13 protein-coding genes are annotated in these 19210 nt (G+C 70.0%); 6 read left to right on the forward strand and 7 right to left on the reverse strand.

Annotation, left to right across the window (positions count from 1 at the left end; genetic code table 11):
- Nucleotides 1–64: 64 nt before the first annotated feature.
- The gene (locus tag OG322_RS05205; protein ID WP_123463685.1) at nucleotides 65–664 is read right to left on the reverse strand and encodes a hypothetical protein; all 600 of its coding nucleotides are present in this window, start codon (nucleotides 662–664) and stop codon (nucleotides 65–67) included.
- A gap of 812 nt (nucleotides 665–1476) precedes the next feature.
- Here OG322_RS05205 and OG322_RS05210 point away from each other — a divergent pair.
- On the forward strand, nucleotides 1477–1743 hold the full coding sequence (locus OG322_RS05210; RefSeq protein ID WP_329306108.1) for a chitin binding peritrophin-A domain-containing protein: 267 nt from the start codon (nucleotides 1477–1479) through the stop codon (nucleotides 1741–1743).
- 376 nt (nucleotides 1744–2119) lie between these two features.
- Here OG322_RS05210 and OG322_RS05215 read toward each other — a convergent pair whose 3' ends face one another.
- From OG322_RS05215 to OG322_RS05230, 4 genes are all read right to left on the reverse strand, one after another.
- Nucleotides 2120–2515 (reverse strand): GNAT family N-acetyltransferase, encoded by a 396-nt coding sequence (locus OG322_RS05215; protein ID WP_123463681.1) that lies wholly within the window; start codon nucleotides 2513–2515, stop codon nucleotides 2120–2122.
- A gap of 556 nt (nucleotides 2516–3071) precedes the next feature.
- Nucleotides 3072–3485: an Lrp/AsnC family transcriptional regulator gene (locus tag OG322_RS05220; protein WP_260146905.1), complete on the reverse strand. Its 414-nt coding sequence runs from the start codon at nucleotides 3483–3485 to the stop codon at nucleotides 3072–3074.
- A 77-nt stretch (nucleotides 3486–3562) separates the two neighbouring features.
- A complete protein-coding gene (locus OG322_RS05225) occupies nucleotides 3563–4243 on the reverse strand; it encodes an ABC transporter ATP-binding protein (RefSeq protein ID WP_123463678.1) in 681 nt (226 codons plus the stop codon).
- Complete coding sequence (locus tag OG322_RS05230; RefSeq protein WP_123463676.1) at nucleotides 4240–5331, reverse strand: ABC transporter permease; 1092 nt, start codon at nucleotides 5329–5331, stop codon at nucleotides 4240–4242. The genes OG322_RS05225 and OG322_RS05230 overlap by 4 nt, the downstream gene beginning before the upstream one ends.
- 110 nt (nucleotides 5332–5441) lie before the next feature.
- On the opposite strand from OG322_RS05230, the gene OG322_RS05235 reads away from it, so the two are divergent.
- Together OG322_RS05235 and OG322_RS05240 are read left to right on the forward strand one after the other, a co-directional pair.
- A complete protein-coding gene (locus OG322_RS05235; RefSeq protein WP_123463674.1) occupies nucleotides 5442–6668 on the forward strand; it encodes a sensor histidine kinase in 1227 nt (408 codons plus the stop codon).
- Complete coding sequence (locus OG322_RS05240; RefSeq protein WP_123463672.1) at nucleotides 6665–7297, forward strand: response regulator; 633 nt, start codon at nucleotides 6665–6667, stop codon at nucleotides 7295–7297. Before OG322_RS05235 ends, OG322_RS05240 begins: the two co-directional genes overlap by 4 nt.
- 48 nt (nucleotides 7298–7345) lie before the next feature.
- Here the strand turns inward: OG322_RS05240 and OG322_RS05245 are convergent, their stop codons facing one another.
- Nucleotides 7346–7648 carry a DUF5955 family protein gene (locus OG322_RS05245; RefSeq protein ID WP_199884385.1) on the reverse strand — a complete coding sequence of 101 codons (303 nt, stop codon included), beginning with the start codon at nucleotides 7646–7648 and terminating at the stop codon, nucleotides 7346–7348.
- 218 nt (nucleotides 7649–7866) lie between these two features.
- Between OG322_RS05245 and OG322_RS05250 the strand changes: the two genes are divergently transcribed.
- Nucleotides 7867–8490 (forward strand): nucleotidyltransferase family protein, encoded by a 624-nt coding sequence (locus tag OG322_RS05250; RefSeq protein ID WP_329306109.1) that lies wholly within the window; start codon nucleotides 7867–7869, stop codon nucleotides 8488–8490.
- A 234-nt stretch (nucleotides 8491–8724) separates the two neighbouring features.
- Nucleotides 8725–10344, forward strand: a complete 1620-nt coding sequence (gene aceB, locus OG322_RS05255; RefSeq protein WP_329306110.1) for a malate synthase A — start codon at nucleotides 8725–8727, stop codon at nucleotides 10342–10344.
- Between the two features lie 436 nt (nucleotides 10345–10780).
- Here the strand turns inward: aceB and OG322_RS05260 are convergent, their stop codons facing one another.
- Nucleotides 10781–12502, reverse strand: coding sequence for an N-6 DNA methylase (locus OG322_RS05260; protein ID WP_123463665.1), 1722 nt, complete (start codon nucleotides 12500–12502; stop codon nucleotides 10781–10783).
- Nucleotides 12503–12844: 342 nt separating this feature from the next.
- On the opposite strand from OG322_RS05260, the gene OG322_RS05265 reads away from it, so the two are divergent.
- Nucleotides 12845–19192, forward strand: a complete 6348-nt coding sequence (locus OG322_RS05265; protein WP_329306111.1) for a protein kinase domain-containing protein — start codon at nucleotides 12845–12847, stop codon at nucleotides 19190–19192.
- The last annotated feature ends 18 nt before the right edge of the window (nucleotides 19193–19210 follow it).

Genomic DNA, 19210 nt, shown 5'->3' on the forward strand with positions numbered 1-19210 from the left:
GACGAGGAGCCCGTCAGCAAGCTGACGGGCTCCCGCGAAGGGCCGAGGCTAACCTGCCATCAGGTCAGATCGTCGGCGTGTCGTCGATGACCTCCTTGTGCGGTTCGACAATGAACCTCCAGCCATCACTGGGCTCCAGGAACCGCACTCGGGTCGGATAGATGTCCAGGGCGCGGCGGTCGCGGTTCTGGCTGTTCGAGTTCTTCCGCCCCCGGGCCGGCTCCTCGTACAGGTCGACCTTGACTTCCGGCACCGCGACGGTTTCCTCGCTCCACCGCTGAACGATCCCCGCACCGAATGCGTCGCGCGCCGCGGAGTAGAGCGATTCCAGGGATTCCTTGCTCCCATTCGGCACGAAGAGAGCAAGGTTCAGGAGGACGCCGGCACTCTGGAGGACCTCGATTTCTTCCCCTGCTTTGTCGGCAACCCAGATTCCGCGCTCTTCGGCATTGTCCGGGAGAACACGAATTTCCTCACCGAAGATCGTCTTCGCAGCGAAGGACTTCCCCTCGAAATTCTCACCCGGCTCCGTAAGAAAAGCCGGGGCGTAGCAGTCGAGAGGAAGGCCATCCATCTCTGCCGAGACGAAGATGCTGTCCTGGAGGCCCAATCCCGAAGCCTCTCCGGCCGTAAGACGTCGAGCCGTAACCTTCTCGGTATTCACGCCATTCCCCTTTTTCTCGTGGCGTCCTGTAAATTCATTAGGACTATACCATGAAATCAAACAGCTAGTCCCATTGCCCAGACCTTCGCGTTCGCGACAATACAGTCAACCCCTCGGAGTGGTTTCTTCCGGCGCCACATCAGACAAATCCTCTCGCATCGTCGGCGAAACGCAGGCACTTTAGGGAAATACGATGAACCCGAAGAGGCGACTCCCCGCTTCGGTCGATTTCGGAACCAATTCAACCGCCAAGTGAAATGTGAACGGCCGTGACCGATCGGCAACCCGGCAAGCCGTTCGAGCGAACCACGACGGCCGCCTCACCGAACGGGCATGAGCGCCGTCCCACGCCGGGAGTGCACCTCCGCGAGCGGGTCCCCCCGGTGCAGCGCGACGCAGACCCGAACTGCCGTGATGTCCGCGGGTGGCGCCAGAGGCCGTGCGGCTGAAGAAGTCGGGCAGCATACGGGCCCTGCGACTGCGGCCCAGAGTCCGGGACGGACCGAGCGTCGCCCGCGCGAGCGCTTGCGGATCCACGGAGACCGCACGGCCGATCGTTCGCCCGGCGACCGGCACCAACTCCGGGGGACCATGCCACCTTGTGGCACGGATGCGCGAAGCAGGGACGCAGGGACGCAGGGACGCAGAGCAGCATCGTCACCATCATCGGCGACACCGCTGGTCCGTACCGGAAGGCTTGAGCGGTTCGCCCGTACCGGGGACTGGCCGGCCTGGCAACGGCCTGTGTGAAGGCGGGCTCCCGTCACCCGTTGCGGCGAACACTCTGAGGCCACAAAGATCGTTTACGGGGCATGAATCGTACGCACCGCGCCGCAGCCGCTCTGCTGCTCGCTCTCGCCGGCTTCGCCTGCCCGGTCCCGGCACAGGCCTCCGCAGCGGCACCTCCCGCCTGCACGGCGGAGGGCTTCTTCCCCAACCCGGACGACCAGTCCATGTTCTACCGCTGCGTGGACTTCGATGGAACCTTCACTCGCTTCGACTTCCAGTGCGGGCCGGGCACGCTGTATCACCCCGAACTGGTGACGTGCGTCCACCCGTGGCAGATGCCCCCGGAGTAGGCGCACTCCGGCCGGCACTCGCACTCCGCTGATCCGGACGGCCTCGGACTCAGTACCTTCCAGGGCGAACCCTCGGACTTCCGGACCCAGCCCACCCCCTCGGGACGGGGCCCCGCCGAGATTCGGTCGGCGGGCCTCGACACATGCCCACCGGCCCTCGCCCTCATCCGGGACTCGAACAGCGACCACGCCAGGCGGCTCCCGGAGTGGCGTGCGAACGCTGTCCGAACTCGGGACCGAAACCCGTCGCACGGGTCGACTTGTTGCCTGGCCGGGAGACATCGAGCCTGGCCGCGTGGCTGTCCCAGCGGCCCGGAATCGAGGCTGTCTGCCGGGACCGGGCCCCCTTCTTCGCCGAGGACCCGGGGCCGTGGTGTCAGAGGGCGATCAGCCCCGCCGGTGTCTCCCGGAAGCCACAGGCATCGAAGTAGAAGGAACGCAGATGCTCCTCGAAGTCGACGTGGAGCCACTCACACTTCGCGGCACGGGCCTCCTCGGCCGCAACTGCGACAAGCGCGGCGCCAACCCCTCTCGACCGAAGATGCCGGGCGACCACCGTATCCAGAATGAAGGCGTGTGATCCGCCGTCCCAGACGACGTTGACGAATCCGGTCAGAGAGCGGTCTTCCCACGCGCAGACCCAGCCGAGGCTGTGGCGCTCAAGTCGTGCTCGCCAGTCGGTCCGAGCGACCGGGGAGCCGAAGCCGTCGGCGTGCAATGCGTCGAGGGATGCGTTATCGAAGTCGCCCCGCCATTCATACGTGATCGCCACGCCCGCATCCTAGGGGCTCTCCGATGGGTCCGCAGGGGGTGTCTCGTCGGGCTTCCAAGCTGGACCGCTATGGAGAACCAGCTCACTCACGAGGCCAGTGCCTTCATCAATTTCGGGGACCACAGGTTCCAGGGTTCGAGGACGCATGGCTTCAGGTGGGTCGACATCAAGCATCTACGGCTCCCCCAAGAGTTCGTCCGCGACAGGGAGTTGCTCGCCGCACTCATCGGGCAGCCGCCATCCGGCCGTCCGGAGATGGCCGGCGGGCAGGGCGTCCTCCCCGCCGGAGTCCGGAACTCCCGGAGCTCGGAACACCCGGGGCCGGCGGGCTCGTCACGCGCCTCGACGCCGCACGAGGAGCGGGCCGTCGCGTTTGGTTCTGCGGCCGGTGAGCGCGGTCTCGACGTGGCGGATTCCCTTCAGTGCTCCCAGACGGGCTGTCAGGTACGTGTGGAGGGCTTCGGCGCTGGTGAGTTCGAGGATGTGGCGAGGACGTTGGTCGGCCCAGTCGTCGTGGCGGCGAAGGCGACTTCGCCGTGGGTCGCAAGCTGCTTCCCTACGTCGGCCAGCCGGGCCGGTTCGACGTCCAGCCAGCAGATCGCCTCGACCGTGCGACCGTAGAGCGGGGGTCGATCTCGACCTCGAACAGCAGCAGGCCGCTCTCGACGAACTCGTTCAGCCGGCGCCGTACCGTGGACTCGGGCGTGGCCGTCAAGTGCGCCAGGGTCGCGATGCTCGTACGGGCGTCCTCGGCGAGCAGACGCAGGAGCCGGCGGTCCTCCGGGGTCGGCGCGAGCGCTCCGTTGAACTCAGAGTCGATCACTTCGAGCGTGGAGCGGATCCGGACGAACCAGTCGAGGTGGCCGAGGCATCGTGCGTCGGAGATGCCGACGACGCGGAGCGCGAGAGTCGAGGGCTCCGTGCCGGCAGCTCCCACGCCCCGGGTACGGCCCAGCGCGGGGCCGTGCATGTCGAGGAAGCCGCGGTCGTCGGCGTACGCGGAGTCCGCCGGGGGAAGCTCCGGGCCACCCGTCCGTCCGACAGCCCTCAGGCCAGTGCCGGGGCGGTCAGCCGTCCGTCCTGCATCGTGACCGTCATGTCCATCCGGTCCAGATGGGTCCGGTCGTGGGTGACCATGACGGTCGCCGTGGACCGCTCCCGGGTCAGCGTGATGAGCAGATCCAGCACGGCCGCACCCCGTTCGTGGTCCAGTGCGCTGGTCGGTTCGTCGACGAGCAGGACCGCCGGGTCGTTCATCAGGGCCCGCGCGATGTTGATCCGCTGGCGCTGGCCGCCGGAGAGCTGGTGCGGCCTGCGGTCGGCCTTGTCGGCGAGACCGACCGCGTCGAGCAGTTCCAGCGCCCTGGTCCGGGCGGTCCGGGCCGCGCCGCCCGACAGGTGCGCCATGACCTGGAGCTGCTCGGCCGCGGTCAGGGACGGCAGCAGGTTGGGCTGCTGGAAGACGATGCCGATCCGCTCGCGGCGCAGCGCCGCCTTGTCCGCGCGGCTGAGTCCCACGGTGTCCGTCCCGGCGACGACGACGGCACCCTCGTCCGGGGTGACCAGCGTGGCGGCCACGGCCAGCAGGCTCGACTTGCCCGAGCCGGAGGGGCCGACGACCGCGGTGAGGGTGCCCCCGGGCACGTCGAGTCCGACCCGGTCCAGGGCGGTGAGCCGCCCGTCGCCGTCGGGGTAGGTGAGCGTGACATCAGTGAGCGTGAGGGTCATCGGGCACTCCCGAGTGCGGTGAGCGGGTCTACGGCGGTGATCCGCCGGATGGACAGGGCCGCCCCGACGGCGCCGAGGGCGATCATGACGGCTGCCGGGACGAGGACGGTCGACGCCTCCAGGACGAAGGGCACGGCCCCGCCGCTGACCAGGGCACCGATACCGGAGGCGAGGGCGGTGCCGATCCCCGTACCGATGGCGAGCATCACCACGGCCTGCCCGAGTGCGTCCCGGAGCAGATAGGGCGTGGAGGCGCCCAGTGCCTTGAGGACGGCGACATCACCGCTGCGCTGGATCGTCCAGACGGTGAAGAAGGCGCCGATGACCAGGGCGGAGATGGCGAAGAGGAAGCCGCGCATCAGCTGGAGCGAACCGTTCTCGGCCTGGTACGAGCCGATGGCGGTGAGGGAGCCGTCCAGGCTGAGCGTGCTGGTGCCGGCCGCGCGGTCGCCCGCCGCCAGATCGGCGCCGTCGGTGGTGGTCAGAGCGATCACGGTGGCGTGAGCCGCGCCGCCCGCGCCGTCGGCCCCGAACCGCTGCCAGTCGGCCAGCGAGGTCCACACGACCGGCGTATGGCTGTACGAGGCGTCGCCGGCGACCGCGGCGACGGTCACCTCGTCGCCGCCGAGCCGCAGCCGGTCACCGGCCCGTGCGGAGAGATCCTCGGCGGCCTGCCCGGAGAGCACGACCTTTCCCGGTCCCACCGGAGTGCCGGAGGGCGCCAGGCCGCCGTCCGGCTCGACGCCGAAGGCCGAGACGGCCGCCGTCCGCTCCCCCGCCACCGCGGCGGCGTTGAGCGTGCGGATGCCGAGCGGCTGCGCCTTCTCGACACCGGGCTGGCGCGCCCAGCTGTTCCAGGCGGTCTCCTTGACGGTGGAATTGGTGAAGGACACCGACTGGCCGTCGGGCGGGGCGGCGAACGCCAGGTGGTCGGCGCTCAGACCCGTGACGGCCGAGGTGTTCTCCCGGGCCAGCCCGGCCGTGAGACCGGACAGCAGACCCACGAGCAGCGTGATCAGCACCACGACCGTGCCCATGAGCGCGAACCGGCCCTTGGCGAACCGAAGATCTCTCCATGCAACGAACATGACTCCAGCGTCGGTCCCGGCGGCCGGAGAAACATCGCCCGCCGGCTGGGCCCGACATCAACCTTTCGATTGACCGACCCCGGGCACCCCGCGCCTACGCTGGACGAATCATGGAAACACGTGTCCACCCCCCGGTCGCCGCCGCGCTGCGGCTGTGTCTGCACGCCCTGCTGCTGGGACTGCTGGCGCTGGCGGCCGTCAAGGCCGTGAGCGACGGGGATGCTCGCTCCGCCGGCGTCGTCGTGGTGTCCTGCGTGCTGGCCGCGGTGTACGCGGCCGGTGCGCTCGCCCCCGTCGTGCAGCCGGGGACCCGGGCCGGGGCGTGCTGGCTCGCCGTGCTGGGGGCGCTCTGGCTGGTGCTGCTGGCCCTCTCGCCGGACGGGCTGTGGGTGGCCTTCCCGCTGTACTTCCTTCAGCTGCACCTGCTGCCGATGCGCTGGGGGCTGCCCGCCGTGGTGGTGACCGCGGCCGCCGCCATCACCAGTTTCCTGGTGCACGGACAGGCGGTCACACCCGGCGCCTTCATCGGCCCGGTGCTCGGCGCGGCGGTGGCCGTCGCCACGGTGTTCGGGTACGACGCACTGTTCCGGGAGAGCGAGCGGCGCCGCGAACTCATCGAGGAGCTCGTCTCGACCCGGGCGGACCTGGCGGCGGCCGAACGCACCGCCGGCACGCTCGCCGAACGCGAACGGCTGGCGCGGGAGATCCACGACACGCTCGCACAGGGTCTTTCCAGCATTCAGCTGCTGCTGCGCGCGGCCGAACGCACCCTGGAGCCGGACGCTCCCGCCGCCTCCCTCGTCCACCAGGCCCGCGAGGCCGCCCAGGACAATCTCGCCGAGGCCCGCCGCTTCGTCCGCGCCCTGACCCCGCCCGACCTGGAGAACGGCTCGCTGGCGGCCGCCCTGGAACGGCTCTCGGCCCGTACGACGGACTCCGCGCTCACGGTGCAGTTCGCCGTCAGCGGCACCCCGGTCGAACTGCCCACCCCGTACGAGGTGGCGCTGCTGCGTACCGCGCAGTCGGCGCTGGCCAACACCGTGCAGCACGCCGGGGCGCGGCGGGCCGAGATCACGCTGAGCTTCATGGACACCTCGGTGTCGCTGGACGTGGTCGACGACGGCCACGGCTTCTCGCCGGGCCTGCGGCCTGCCGCATCGGACAACACATCGCCGGACAGCGCCACCGGGAGCGGTGGCTTCGGGCTGCCCGCCATGCGGTCCCGGGCCCGCTCCCTGGGCGGCACGCTGAGCGTCGAGTCGGCGCCCGGCCAGGGCACGGCCGTCGCTCTCACCCTGCCTCTCCCCGTCGGCCCGAACGGACAGGACTCCGCATGACCACACCGATCAGGCTGCTGCTCGCCGACGACCACCCGGTGGTCCGGGCGGGACTGCGGGCCGTCCTGGACACCGAGCCGGACTTCCATGTCGCCGCGGAGGCCGCCACCGCCGAACAGGCCGTCGCCCTGGCCGCGACCGGTGAGTTCGACGTCGTCCTGATGGACCTGCAGTTCGGGCCGGGTCTGCACGGCTCGGAGGCCACCGCCGCGATCACCGCGGTGCCGGGCGCCCCCCGGGTGCTGATCCTGACCACGTACGACACGGACGCCGACATCCTCGCCGCGGTCGAGGCGGGCGCCGCCGGCTACCTGCTGAAGGACGCCCCGCCCGAGGAGCTGGCCGCAGCGGTCCGTACGGCCGCGGCCGGGCGGTCCGCGCTGGCCCCGGCCGTCGCGCACCGGCTGATGGACCGGATGAGGACCCCCTCGGAGGCGCTCACCAAGCGCGAGCTGGAAGTCCTGCAACTGGTGGGCGAGGGCCTGTCGAACCTGCAGATCAGCAAGAAGCTGTTCCTGAGCCAGGCGACGGTGAAGTCCCACCTGGTGCACATCTACGCCAAGCTGGGCGTCGACTCGCGTACGGCCGCGGTCGCGGCGGCGACGGCCCGCAGGCTCATCCGCCGCTGACCCACCGCCCGCCCCTGGGCGCGCGAGCCGGAAACCACCCGCTCCGGTTCAGCGGCGCGGCGGCTCACCGAAGAGGTCCACGGCGACCCGTACGTCCCTGAGCGCCGACGCCAGGGCGCTGACCGAGCCGATCGCCCCCGCGATCAGCAGCAGCGACCGGCGGAGCCGGGGAATCTCGGGCGCGCCGCTGACCGCCATCGCGTCCAGCGCCGCCAGCTCGTCCTCGGCGATGGCGCGGTCCGGGAACTCCGCGGGATGTCCGGCCAGCTCCCGCCGGAGCCGGGAGACGGCCGTACGCAACTCCGTCACCCTCGGGTCCTCATTGCTGCTGGTCACCCGCGCCTGCCCCACGCTTTTCAACAAAGCACTCCCCCTCGCACGTCTTAGTTCCGGTGTTTCGACCAAGTCCCGAACCATGGTCAAGTGTCCGGGGGTGCGGGCAAGTTAACGCCATGACAGGTGCCCGGCGCCACTCCGCGGACGGAACTCGGTGTGTCCCGGGCGATCACAGGGGGTTGCAGAAACGGTCCGCCTGTGCGGGAACCGCCGGTCTGAGGTATCCAGTCCGCATGACAAGCACTCCGCCTCCCTCTTCTCCGTCCGCCGCCCCGGTCGTCGCCGGACTGCTCCTCGCCGCAGGCGGTGGACGCCGGCTGGGCGGGCGTCCCAAGGCGCTGCTGGAACACCGCGGCCGCCTCCTCGCCGACCATGCGGTACGCACCCTGCGGGAGGGCGGCTGCGGTCCGGTCCATGTGGTGCTCGGCGCGGCGGCCGACGAGGTGCGGGCCAGGGCCGGGCTGTCCGGCTGCACGGTGACCGTCAACCCGGAGTGGACCGAGGGCATGGGCTCCTCGCTGCGGGCCGGCCTCGGCGCCCTCACCGGCACGGAGGCGGACGCGGTTCTGGTCCTGCTGGTCGACCAGCCCGGCATCGGCGCGGAGGCGGTGGCGCGGGTGCGCTCGGCCTGCCGCTCCCGGACGAGCCTCGCGGCGGCCTCGTACGAGGGGGAACGCGGCCATCCGGTGTTGTTCGGGGCCGATCTGTGGGCAGACATCGCGGCGGGAGCGGTGGGCGACCAGGGTGCGCGCGCCTATCTGCGGGCGCACCGCGATGCGATCACGCTCGTCGAGTGTTCCGATGTGGCTCAGGCGTTCGACATCGACACGGCGGAGGACCTGTCCCACCTTGAGTGAACACACTGGCACGCTGCGCCAGCAGGGACCCACTTCTGTCGACCCGGAGAATCTCGATATCAACAAACCATTGAACTTCCACCATGAGGAAACTACTATCCACTGGTCAGAAGCCCTCTGCACCTCAGACGGCGACCACGGCCGTATCCCGGAGCCATGGCACGCCGTGCCGTTTCAGGCGACCCGGCGGCCGTGAGACGCCGCCCGCACCGCCCGCTGAAGGAGTGACCGCTCATGTCCGCACCAGCGCCGTCCTCGCTGGCCATCGTCGATACCGAGCCCCTGCCCCGGCAGGACGAGGTCCTCACACCCGCGGCTCTCGCGTTCGTGGCCGAGCTGCACCGCCGGTTCACCCCGCGCCGTGACGAGCTGCTCGCCCGCCGCGGCGAGCGCCGCGGCGAGATCGCCCGCACCTCCACGCTGGACTTCCTGCCGGAGACCGCGGCGATCCGCGCGGACGACTCCTGGAAGGTCGCACCGGCCCCCGCTGCCCTGAACGACCGCCGGGTGGAGATCACCGGTCCGACCGACCGCAAGATGACCATCAACGCCCTGAACTCGGGCGCCAAGGTCTGGCTCGCCGACTTCGAGGACGCGTCCGCCCCCACGTGGGAGAACGTCGTCCTCGGCCAGCTCAATCTGATCGACGCCTACAACCGCGCGATCGACTTCACGGACCCGAGGTCCGGCAAGTCGTACGCCCTGAAGCCCGCCGACGAGCTGGCGACCGTCGTCACCCGCCCCCGCGGCTGGCACCTGAACGAGCGGCACCTCCAGCTCGACGGCACCGCGGTGCCCGGCGCGCTGGTCGACTTCGGCCTCTACTTCTTCCACAACGCCCAGCGCCTCATCGACCTCGGCAAGGGCCCGTACTTCTACCTGCCGAAGACGGAGTCACACCTGGAGGCCCGCCTCTGGAACGACATCTTCGTCTTCGCCCAGGACTACACCGGCATTCCGCAGGGCACCGTGCGCGCCACGGTCCTGATCGAGACGATCACCGCCGCGTACGAGATGGAGGAGATCCTCTACGAGCTCCGCGACCACGCCTCCGGGCTGAACGCGGGCCGCTGGGACTACCTCTTCTCCATCGTCAAGAACTTCCGTGACGGCGGCGCCAAGTTCGTCCTGCCGGACCGCAACGCGGTGACGATGACCGCCCCGTTCATGCGGGCGTACACCGAACTCCTGGTCCGCACCTGCCACAAGCGCGGCGCCCACGCGATCGGCGGAATGGCGGCCTTCATCCCGTCCCGCCGGGACGCCGAGGTCAACAAGGTCGCGTTCGAGAAGGTCAAGGCCGACAAGGACCGCGAGGCGCACGACGGCTTCGACGGCTCCTGGGTCGCCCACCCCGACCTGGTCCCGATCGCCATGGCCTCCTTCGACGCGGTGCTCGGCGAGAAGCCGAACCAGAAGGAACGCCTGCGCGAGGACGTCTCGGTGGCCGCCGGCGACCTGATCGCCATCGACACCCTGCACGCCAAGCCCACCTACGACGGCCTGCGCAACGCCGTCGCGGTCGGCATCCGCTACATCGAGGCCTGGCTGCGCGGCATGGGCGCGGTCGCCATCTTCAACCTGATGGAGGACGCGGCCACCGCCGAGATCTCGCGCTCGCAGATCTGGCAGTGGATCAACGCGGACGTGGTCTTCGAGAACGGCGAGCACGCCACGGCGGAGCTGGCCCGCAAGGTCGCGGCCGAGGAACTGGCCGCGATCCGCGCCGAGACCGGCGAGGAGGCCTTCGCCGCCGGCCGGTGGCAGCAGGCCCACGACCTGCTGCTCCAGGTCTCCCTGGACCAGGACTACGCGGACTTCCTGACGCTGCCCGCGTACGAGCAGCTGCGCTGACGCGGCACCAACACCTCCGCCCCCGGTGCCGCGCGGCGCCGGGGGCGGAGGCGCACCGGGCGCCGGGGCTGGCCCGGTGTGCGCCCGCGGACGAATCGGTCCCAGTATGTGTCAAACAGGCAGGACCCCGGATCGTCGGCTACCGGCAGGATGATCCGCGAAGCTGCGCCGCACCCTGACCGAAAGCTGGGCCGGACCGGTTTGCTCACACATGTGTGCTGCGGCGCATGGCGCCACAGGACAGGGCGATCGCTAGGGCATCATGCCGAGGCCCCGCATCAAAACAGCCACCCCTGCCGGTCGAGGTAGTCGTAGCCCGCGGCTCCCCGCACGGGACAGCCGCGACACCAAGGCGTCGGCCGGCGTCTCCGTGCCGAACCAGTGCGGGAGACACCTCACCCGTGCGGCGCACCCGTCAGTTGCTGCTGTCACGCCGTTACTCTTCCCCAGGCTGCAACGCGCCGCTCCCCAGTCCCTCCCTGGCGACCTGCGCCATGCGGCGCACTGTTTCTGTGAGGCGCGACGCCTGGGCTTCCACTTCTCCGAGCGCTCGGAACGCCGAGCCGTAGCGGCGCTGGACAACGGGTTCGCGCTGCGGGATGCGAGCGCTCTTGGGGTCGGAACGGTAAGTGCCGCTCTGGGAGGTGGAGCGGCGGATATTCGGCCCGGAATTGAGAAAACCGTCTAGATACGCGGGGTCGATCTGGTCCCCCGTGGCCCGGACAATACCCCCGCCGATGTCCACGAGGCCGGCGCGGGCCAGGTCGGCGATGCTGACGGTGGCACCGTCCCACAAGTCGGCACCGTCGCCTACGCGCAGGTCAGGGAGCAGCGATTCCAGGGCTGTGAGCGCTGCGCTGAGTTCGGCGCGGGCCCTTTCGTACTCGGCGGCCATGTCGCGCCGGACGACGGGCATGTGCGATGCGGGGGTGAGGTCGACATCGTCATCGAGAAGGTCGATGAGTGGGACGTCGGCGGTCTGGCCGTCTGCGGGGACAAGGGTGCCGTCGGGGTCGTTGGAGGTGAGGTCGACCATGGTGACGGTGTCCGGTCTCGTACCCGTGTCTTCGGGGCGGCGCAGGAGCCAGAGGTGTACCGGAAGGGCGTGCGAGGAGGCGACACCTCCGGGCAGGGCGACGACCTTGCGAATGGCTCCGCGTCGGACCAGTTCGGCGCGAATGCGCCTGCCCGCCTTGCGGTAGGCGACGGAAGCCGGCATGACCACAAGCAGGTGGCCGCCGTGAGCAGTGTGCGCGTAAGCGTGCTGCAGCCAGGCAAGTTCGCCTTCTGCGCGGGAAGGGGTGCCGAACTCCCACCGCGGGTCGAGTAGAAGTTCTTCGCGACCCCAGTCGGTGACAGCGGCCGGCGGGTCACAGACCACCAGGTCGGCGGCAAGACCGGGAAAGCGATCAGCACGCAGCGCGTCGCCGTGTGCAATGCGGATGTCTTCGCGGCCGGTCAGAGTAGAGCGCACGCGTGCGATACGGACACAGTCCTCATCGCTGTCCTGGCCGAAGCGGACGAGACCGCGGGCTGGTAGCAGTCCGAACAGAAGCGTCCCGATACCGCTGGCGGGATCGAAGACGGTCTGCCCGCGGCGCAGGTCGGGGGCGAAGTGAGTGACAGCTCGGACGATGCGGGGTGACGTGACGAGGTCGGAGCCGGAACGGCGGGCGGAGTCGGTCATCCTGGCCACCAGGGCTTCGACGGCCCCCGCCGGCCCGGCGTCTGCGGCGAGCCGGTCCAGCAAGCTACGGAGGGGGACACCGGACGGTTCACGCAGCGGGGGGCCGACCGGTCCCGCAGGCGCGTCCGCCGCCGCACGCGCCGCGTCACCGGCAAGGTGCTCCACGGCGGCCGCGACAGCCGCAACTGTGGCGTCACCGTAAGCGGCACGCAGCGCCTGCCAGGTCTGAACTTCGAGGGAGACTTCCTGGCTCTTGTCGCGACCGTCCAGCCACTTCTGAACGGCGTCCCATACAAAGAGAGGACTGGAGGCACTGCCACCGACGGCCGGGGGAAAGTCCTCGTAGCGGCGACGCCAGTTGGAAACAGCTGCCCGGGTCACTCCGGCGAGGCGGGCGATCTCGGCGCCGGTGACGAGCGCCGACGACGCACCCGCGGGTTGGTCCGGGCTGGGCTTGACGGTGTCCGGCATAAGCGCCACCGTACACGGAGACTCCCCCCTACACGGGCCTGCATCGATGCGTTGACACAACTCACACACAACTCGGCACGAAGGACCGCATCCGTCGAGTGAAGCCCACCCGGTCGGCGCAGCGCTGCTACTGCGCGGACTCGGCTCGACCTTTGCTAACGCATCCAGATCGCCGATCCCAAAGCTCGACCAACCCAACCTTCACGTTCGAGCTGAATGCGTTAGCTACGTCAACATGAAATTCTCACTAGTGTGACAATCGATTAGGTGTACTCTTGCTCGCCGGGGCGCTCGCACCATGCGCACCACCCTCCAGCAGTCGGATGACGTAAGGGAGTGCCAGTGGACCTGCAGACGGTGGCCGGGCGGTTCCGGATCACAGGGGCCGTCGGCCGCGGGAACATGGGGCAGGTCCACCGAGCCCTCGATCTGCAAGCGGCGGAGAACGCGGCAGACCGCGACGTCGCCCTGAAGACGATCCTGCGCAGCCGGACGGGTCTGGCAGTCGATACCGCCCAGGACGGACACCTGGTCGAGCGATTCCGCCGCGAGGTGGACATCATGCGCCGCCTCTCTCCGCGCCACCCGAATCTCACCCGCCTCATCGCCGGCGGTGTCGACACCGCCGTCGCGCAGGGCGGCAGCGGCTTGCCCTACCTGGCCATGGAGCTTCTCGACGGCCATCCCCTGACCGAGCTGATCGATGAGGAGCCGCAGCTCCCCGTCTCCTGGGCCGCGGCCCTGGCCGCGCAGATCGCCGGTGGGCTGGCCTCGGCCCACAGCGCGGGCATCGTCCACCGCGACCTCAAGCCCGCGAACCTCATGCTCACCCGCGACGGCACCGTCAAGATCCTCGACTTCGGCATGGGCCGGATGGTCGACGACGCCGACCAGACCCGCCTCACCAGCACCGGCGTCGCCGTGGGAACCGCCCGCTACATGGCCCCCGAACAGTTCCGTGCCGAGCTGGTCACCGCCTCTGCCGACCTGTACGCGCTCGGTTGTGTCCTGTACGAACTGCTCATCGGTAAGCCGCCGTTCAACGCCAAGGTCGCCTTCGACCTCTCCGAGCAACACCAGAACCTGCGGCCCCCCTCCCTCACCGTGGTCCGCCCCGACCTGCCCGACGAACTCGTCCTGCTGGTCAACCGGCTCCTGGAGAAGGACGCGGCGAACCGTCCGTCCAGCGCCACCCAGGTCCGCGAGGTCCTCGTCCCGCTCGCCCTCGCTCCGGACGACAGCGCGGCCTTGCTCGCCCCCGAGTGGACGGCGATGGACCCGGTGTCGAGGCTGCGCATGGAGTTCCCCGCACCATCCGCCCCGGTGCCCGTGCCGGTGCCGCGCCGCGCGCCCCGCGTTCCGGACGCCATGGACGTCTTCGGTATCCACCGTGAACTGATCGACGAGTACGAGCGCTTCACCAAGGGCGCCACCGTCGTGCGCGACGGCCGGATCAGCGGATTCATCGAGGATGATCTGGCGGACAAGTCACAGTGGCCCGACCCCTGGCTGTCCCTCAACCCGTTCTTCGACGACGGCGGCAACGTCCAGGACCTGGTACGCGACGATGTCCTGCACCAGAAGTGCGCCGAGATCTTCCAGGCCGGCAAGAAGGAGGACTCCCGCCGTCCCAGTGGCCGGCCGCTCACCTTCCACCGGCACCAGCGTGAGGCGATCGATGCCGCACAGGCCGGCGACTCGTACGTGCTCACCACCGGCACGGGCTCCGGCAAGTCGCTCGCCTACATCGTCCCGATCGTCAACCAGGTCCTCAAGGAACGGGAGACCGAGGGCCCCGGCGCGCCCGGCCGGGTGCGGGCCATCATCGTCTACCCGATGAACGCGCTGGCCAACTCGCAGCTCAAGGAGTTGCAGAAGTACCTGCGGCACGGCTTCGGCGCCGGCCGCGAGCCCGTCACGTTCGCCCGCTACACGGGCCAGGAGAGCGACGAGCAGCGGCGCGAGCTGCGCAAGAACCCGCCGGACATCCTGCTCACCAACTACGTGATGCTGGAACTCATGCTCACCCGGCCCGACGACCGGGCAAGCCTGATCCGGATGGCCGAGGGTCTGCAGTTCCTGGTCTTCGACGAGCTGCACACCTACCGCGGCCGCCAGGGGGCGGACGTCGCCCTGCTGATCCGCCGGGTCCGCGAGGCGTGCCGCGCGGCGGACACCCTTCAGTGCATCGGTACGTCCGCGACGATGTCGACCGAGGGCACCTGGCCGGACCAGCAGCGCGAGGTCGCGAAGGTCGCAGGCCGGCTCTTCGGCACCACTGTGCTGCCCCGGCGCGTCATCGGCGAGACGCTGGTGCGCGCCACGGATGAGGCCCCGGACCGGGTTCCGGCCGAGCGGCTGCGCGCGGCCGCCGCACCCTTGTCGTATCAGGCACTCACCAAGGACCCGCTGGCGCGGTGGCTTGAGTCGCGGTTCGGCCTGGAGCGCGAGCCCGGGACGGGCCGTCTGCGGCGCTGCCCGCCCGGCACGATCGAGCAGGCGGCGGATGACCTCGCCGCCGAGTCCGGCGTTGCACCGGAAGCCGTCGGCGAGGCGATCCGCGCCACGCTGGAAGCCGGGTCGCAGGCCAAACACCCGGTGACCGAGCGGCCGTTGTTCGCATTCCGGCTGCACCAGTTCCTCTCCAAGGGCGACACGGTCTACACGACGCTCCAGGATCCGCTGACCCGCCCGCTGACCCGCACCTACCAGCTGGAGCAGCCCGACAGCAACGGCAAGCCGCTCTTCCCGCTGGCGTTCTGCCGTGAGTGCGGCCAGGAGTACGTCACCGTGTGGCGCACCGACGAGAACGGGACGTTCCGTTACGAGCCGCGCCGTGACACCTCCGGGTCCGGCGGCCGCGAGGGCGAGGGCTACCTGTACATCGGCACGCCCGGCGAGGACTACGAGTGGCCGGCCGATCCTCAGCAGGCCATCCAGGACCGACGGCTGCCGGAGTCCTGGTTGGAGCCGGACGGCCACGGTGTGAACGCCGTCAAGAAGACCTACCGGCCACGCGTGCCCAAGCGTGTCGTCGTCGACGCGTTCGGGCACGAGTCCGGTGAGGGTCTGGTGGCCGCATTCATCCCGGCTCCGTTCCTGTTCTGCCTGCACTGTCAGATCTCCTACGAGCAGACGCGCGGCCGGGACTTCGCCAAGCTGGCCACACTCGACCAGGAAGGGCGTTCGTCGGCGACGTCCGTCGTGTCGGCGTCGATCGTAAAGTCGCTGCGCTCGGTCCCCGAGGACGTGCTGTCCAAGGAGGCCCGCAAGCTCCTCACGTTCGTGGACAACCGGCAGGACGCCTCCTTGCAGGCCGGGCACTTCAACGACTTCGCCCAGGTGACACAGTTGCGCAGCGCCCTGCACCAGGCTGCGCTGCTGGCCGGTGAGGAAGGGCTGCGCCATGACGACCTCACCCAGGCCGTCACCGAGGTCATGAATCTCAGGCCCCGCGAGTACACCGGCAACGCGAGCATGGCCCCCGGTCTGGAACGTCGCGCCACCAAGGTGTTCCGGGACGTCGTCGGCTACCGCCTCTACCGCGACCTCGAACGCGGCTGGCGCATCACGATGCCGAACCTGGAGCAGTCCGGCCTGCTGCGCATCGACTACGAGGACCTCGACTGGCTGGCGGACCAGCAGGACCGCTGGCAGGCCACACACCTCGCACTGCGCGACGCCGAGCCTGCGCTGCGCTCGGAGGTGGCGCGCGCTCTCCTGGACCACATGCGCCGTGCGCTCGCCATCGATGTGCAGTACTTCCGCGACGACTTCGACGCCCTGCAGCGTGCCAGCGAGGAACGGCTCGTCGATCCCTGGGTGCTTTCCGAGGGCGACAAGCCGCAGGTCGGCACCGCCTATCCCTATGCCTCCAAGCCCGGCATGGAGCGCTCCGCGCTGTTCCTGTCCGCCCGCGGCAAGTACGGCAAGTACCTCAAGCGCACAGCGGCCGCGTTCCGGGACCTGAGCCTGGACGACGTCCAGACGGTCATCGACGATCTGCTGAAGGTCCTGCGGGAGGCTGATCTGGTGCACGAGGTGCAGGCGGGGCCGGAGCAGTCCGGCCCGGTGTACCGCCGCCGTCAGGCGGAGCAGCGCACCGGTTTCCGGGTCTCGGCCGCTTCCCTGATCTGGAAGGCGGGGACGGGCGAGAGCGGAGCGCACGACCCGCTGACCCGGACGTACCACAGCGGTGAGGGCCCGCGCGTGAACCCGTTCTTCCGCCGCCTCTATCAGGACGCCGCCTCGGAGCTGGCCGGTCTGTACGCCCGTGAGCACACCGCACAGGTGTCGCCCGAAGACCGTGAAAAGCGCGAGGAGGAGTTCCGTTCCGCCGAACTGCCCTTGCTGTACTGCTCGCCGACGATGGAACTGGGTGTGGACATCTCCTCGCTCAACGCCGTCATGATGCGCAACGTGCCGCCCACTCCGGCCAATTACGCCCAGCGCTCCGGACGCGCCGGCCGGTCGGGACAGCCCGCTCTCGTCACCACGTACTGCGCCACGGGCAACAGCCACGACCAGTACTACTTCCGCCGTTCCCGGGACATGGTGGCCGGGCAGGTCGCCCCGCCCCGTCTGGACCTCGCCAACGAGGACCTGGTCCGCTCGCATCTGCAGGGCATCTGGCTCGCCGAGACGGGCATGAAGCTGGGCCGTGCCGTCCCCGACGTCGTCGACGTCGCGTACGACCCGGACGGCGAGGAGCGCCCTGACCCGGACATGCCGCTGCCGCTGCTGTCCGACATCCGTGACCGGTCGCTGGACGAGGACGCGCGGCGTCGTGCGGTCGCCGCCGCGCGCACCGCCCTGGGGCCGCTGATCCCGGACTTCGCCGACACCACCTGGTGGTACGACGAGTGGATCGAGGACCAGGTCGCCAAGGCTCCCGAGGCGTTCGACGCGGCGTTCGACCGGTGGCGGCAGTTGTTCCGCGCCGCCGTCCTGGACCAGTACGAGCAGAACCGGCGGGTCGTCGACCACACCCTCAGCCAGGGCGAGCAGGGGCGCGCCCGGTCCCGCAGGCGCGAGGCGGAGACCCAGACCGCGCTGCTACTGAACCGTTCGTCGGACTCCAAGTCGGTGATGAGCGACTTCAACCCGTACCGCTACCTGGCTTCCGAGGGTTTCCTGCCCGGCTACAGCTTCCCGCGTCTGCCGCTGGCCGCGTACATCCCGCGCTCCGGCAACCGACGCAACGCGGACGGCGACTATCTGCAGCGTCCCCGCTTCCTCGCCATCCGCGAGTTCGGCCCCGGCGCGCTGATCTATCACGAGGGCGCCCGCTACCAGGTCACCCGCGTACAGCTGCCCCCGGACGCCTCGGGCGACCTGGCGACGGCCGAGGCCAAGCGCTGCGACCACTGCGGTTACCACTACGAGGGGTCCGCGGGTGCCGACGTCTGCGACATGTGCAAGGAGCCTCTGAGCGGCCGGCGCACCAACCTGCTGCATTTGCACACGGTGTTCACCACACCGCGGGAACGCATCTCCTCGGATGAGGAGGAGCGGCGCAGGGCCGGCTTCCGCCTGGAGACCTCGTACGCCTTCCAGGACCACGGCTTGCGGAAGGGCCGCCTCACCTCGCACGTCACCGATGCGGAGGCCGCACCGGTCCTCAACCTGGACTACGGCGACTCGGCGACCGTCCGCATCACCAACCTGGGCCGGGTCCGCGACAAGCAGGGCGATCCGGACGGCTACTGGCTCGACCTGAGCGACGGCCGCTGGCTCAACGACAAGGCCGCCGCCGAGGCCATCGAGGGCACCGGCATGCCGGTCGTCGACGAGGACGGCAACGAGAAGCGCCGCAAGAAGCGTGTCGTGCCGTACGTGGAGGACCGGCGCAACATCCTCGTGGTCACGCTCGACGAGCCGCAGCCGGAACCGGTCGCCCTGTCGTTCATGTACGCCCTGGAGCGCGGCATCGAGGCCGCCTTCGAGCTGGAGGACGCCGAGCTGACGGCCGAGCTCCTGCCGCCGGACGACGGCCCGCGCCGCCGTGTCCTGTTCACGGAGGCCGCAGAGGGCGGTGCCGGCGTGCTGCGCCGCATCCAGCACGACAAGCGGGCACTCGCCAAGGCCGCCCGCACCGCCCTGGAGATCTGTCACTTCGACCCGGCCGACGGCGCAGGGGGCGCAGACCTCGGAGGCCCGAGCAGCAACGAGAAGTGTGCCCGGGGCTGCTACGAGTGCCTCCTTACCTACGGCAACCAGGGCGTCCACCGGCACCTCAGCCGCCATGCGGCGCGCCCGTTGCTGCTGCGCTTGGCGCGCGCGACGACGATCAAGGAGGACCGGGGCGAGTCGCGCACCGAGCAGTTCCAGCGGCTCGCAGCGGAGACTCCGGGCAAGGTCTCCGCCGTCAGCCCGCTGGAAGCCGACCTGGCCGCGCTCGTCGAGACCGGTGACCTCCTCGGCTGGCTCAAGGCAAAGGGATACCGGCTGCCGGACGAGTCGGGCACGCTCGTCCCGGAGGCCGCCGCCAAGCCGGACTTCGTCTTCCGCCTGGCCGGTGCGAACGTGGCGGTGTTCGTCGACAGCCCTTCCCGCGGCGAGGACCCGTCCCGGGACGGCGACGCCGTAGAACGTCTCGAGGACGCCGGCTGGGAAGTGCTGCACTTCGCTCCCGGGACGGACTGGGACACCATCACGGACGCCAACTCCGGCTACTTCCATACCCGTTGACCTCACCTGCTCCGCACC

Source organism: Streptomyces sp. NBC_01260, assembly GCF_036226405.1.
In the GTDB taxonomy this organism is placed as follows: Bacteria; Actinomycetota; Actinomycetes; order Streptomycetales; family Streptomycetaceae; genus Streptomyces; species Streptomyces laculatispora.

Excerpts from the sequence above, each read along its gene's own strand:
- OG322_RS05210 (WP_329306108.1), top strand. The coding sequence starts at position 1,477 with ATGAATCGTACGCACCGCGCCGCAGCCGCTCTGCTGCTCGCTCTCGCC.
- OG322_RS05220 (WP_260146905.1), bottom strand. The coding sequence starts at position 3,485 with ATGCACGGCCCCGCGCTGGGCCGTACCCGGGGCGTGGGAGCTGCCGGC.
- OG322_RS05225 (WP_123463678.1), bottom strand. The coding sequence starts at position 4,243 with ATGACCCTCACGCTCACTGATGTCACGCTCACCTACCCCGACGGCGAC.
- OG322_RS05230 (WP_123463676.1), bottom strand. The coding sequence starts at position 5,331 with ATGTTCGTTGCATGGAGAGATCTTCGGTTCGCCAAGGGCCGGTTCGCG.
- OG322_RS05235 (WP_123463674.1), top strand. The coding sequence starts at position 5,442 with ATGGAAACACGTGTCCACCCCCCGGTCGCCGCCGCGCTGCGGCTGTGT.
- OG322_RS05240 (WP_123463672.1), top strand. The coding sequence starts at position 6,665 with ATGACCACACCGATCAGGCTGCTGCTCGCCGACGACCACCCGGTGGTC.
- OG322_RS05250 (WP_329306109.1), top strand. The coding sequence starts at position 7,867 with ATGACAAGCACTCCGCCTCCCTCTTCTCCGTCCGCCGCCCCGGTCGTC.
- aceB (WP_329306110.1), top strand. The coding sequence starts at position 8,725 with ATGTCCGCACCAGCGCCGTCCTCGCTGGCCATCGTCGATACCGAGCCC.
- OG322_RS05260 (WP_123463665.1), bottom strand. The coding sequence starts at position 12,502 with ATGCCGGACACCGTCAAGCCCAGCCCGGACCAACCCGCGGGTGCGTCG.